The organism is Aliterella sp. E5.1 (assembly GCF_057473825.1).
Genome location: NZ_JBYCCV010000322.1, coordinates 1 through 1,620, shown reverse-complemented (window position 1 = coordinate 1,620; position 1,620 = coordinate 1). Strand labels below are relative to the sequence as shown.

At 39.6% G+C, this 1,620-nt stretch carries 2 protein-coding genes and 1 pseudogene; all 3 read right to left on the bottom strand.

Annotation, left to right across the window (positions count from 1 at the left end; all coding sequences use genetic code 11):
* On the bottom strand, nucleotides 1-323 hold a 323-nt coding region (locus tag AC2VE5_RS26805; RefSeq protein WP_486890584.1), incomplete at its 3' end, for a pilus assembly FimT family protein.
* A gap of 16 nt (nucleotides 324-339) precedes the next feature.
* Nucleotides 340-1,026 carry a prepilin-type N-terminal cleavage/methylation domain-containing protein gene (locus AC2VE5_RS26800; protein ID WP_486890583.1) on the bottom strand — a complete coding sequence of 229 codons (687 nt, stop codon included), beginning with the start codon at nucleotides 1,024-1,026 and terminating at the stop codon, nucleotides 340-342.
* A gap of 44 nt (nucleotides 1,027-1,070) precedes the next feature.
* Nucleotides 1,071-1,620: pseudogene (locus AC2VE5_RS26795) on the bottom strand (hormogonium polysaccharide secretion pseudopilin HpsC); the annotation flags it as partial.

Here is a 1,620-nt window from a genome sequence, read left to right as displayed (position 1 = left end):
GAATCGAGTTGAATATGACTATCAAAGTTGCTCCACTTAGCATTAGCTAAGGGAACTGTAGTTGGATGAACTGCCCATTGAACGACATTATTCGCTTCTCTAAAGCTGGCTTGCCAAGGTAGTTTCTCTTTTTTGGCTTGGTTTTGAGCTTCGCGGATTGAGCGGTAGACTTGATCTTGAGCAACATTGAGCCGACGAGCTTGTATAAATGAAAACCAGCTAGGAACGGCGATCGCACTCAAAATTCCCACTATCAGCACTGTTGCTATTACTTCAAGGAGTGTAAAACCCCGATCTGAGCAATAAAACTGTTGATTTCTCATACGCTCTTCAAATAAATTAAGGATTACATTCACTTTTTTGCTCAGTTTGCATTGATCCTAAAAGAGTTACTATTTTGACACATCGTCTAGTTGATTCCAACACTGGGTTAGAACTATCGCCTGAAGGTACGCCAACTGCTACTACTGCTGGAGTATCATCGTCGATACTAGGTAACAATAAGTTACCACTATAATCAAAACCAATGGTTTGCTCTGTAGTTGAAGCGTAAGTAATAGAAGTGTCTACGGTGTTAGTAGCAGTAATGTTTGTGCCTAGCATTACTTGTCCAGGTTTGATACTTGAATCTTTAATTAAGTTTCCCCAAATAGCAGTATTACCAGCCCGATAAATAGCAACTTGGGGAACTTGACTTGTAGTTTTAAAGCTTACATTGTAGCTAAACTTATTTTTTTTAGCTTCACTTTGAGCTTGTCTTAGCGCCTGCAAAACTGCTTCATTTACGACATTGGCGCGTCGCCCTTCGATAAAGTTTATCCAGCTTGGTGCGGCGATCGCACTCAAAATGCCTACAATAATTACTACTACGCCCATTTCAATTAGAGTAAACCCAGCTTGAGACAAGTTAGGCGGAGTCTTTTTGGAAGTAGGAGTTAATTTTTTTAAGTAGGAGTTAACATAATTTGCAGCGATTAGATGCAAACTTACTCGCGGCAGAATTTTTAATAAAATTGATTTTTTCATGTTGTTTCCGAACCACGGTTTTTTATTTGTAAAAATGGTCAAAATTAATTAACACCTAAAAAACCACGCCCTTTAACTTGAATGCTTGCCGTAGGAAAATAAGCAGAATTGCTAGTATTGTAAGAGTTAGTATCATTTATTCGAGCTAAGGCGTTACCTCTAATATAGACTTGTGCTAAGGTGCTGGCTGAGTCAACACAAGCATAAAAGCCCCTTATAGTGGTATCTGTGGGTACTCTTTGCGTATTCGTGGGGCAGCTTTGGATTGGTGAATTAGTTGTATCTTTATCAACATAGTCAATCAGCGTAACAACCTGAGCGGTATAATCAGAATCTTCGCCGGTTTTTTTTGTCCATCGGTTCATTTTGTCTGCAAGGGTGCTACCTGGGAGGCTTAAATCAAATCCTTGGTATCCTTTACTAGGCGTAGGCGGATCTGTTGTCACATATTTAGGAGTAGGGGGAGTACCAGGATTTGTAGGATCGTTAGGATCTATTACTCCATCTTTGATTTGAAACCTACCAATACGAGCCGTATTATTAGACCATGTTCCACCAACAGCATCGTCCTTAATTAAGTAGTAGGCAACTAAT

What these genes read in the sequence shown, in the direction of transcription:
- AC2VE5_RS26800 (WP_486890583.1), bottom strand. Translation starts at nt 1,026, where the DNA reads ATGAAAAAATCAATTTTATTAAAAATTCTGCCGCGAGTAAGTTTGCAT.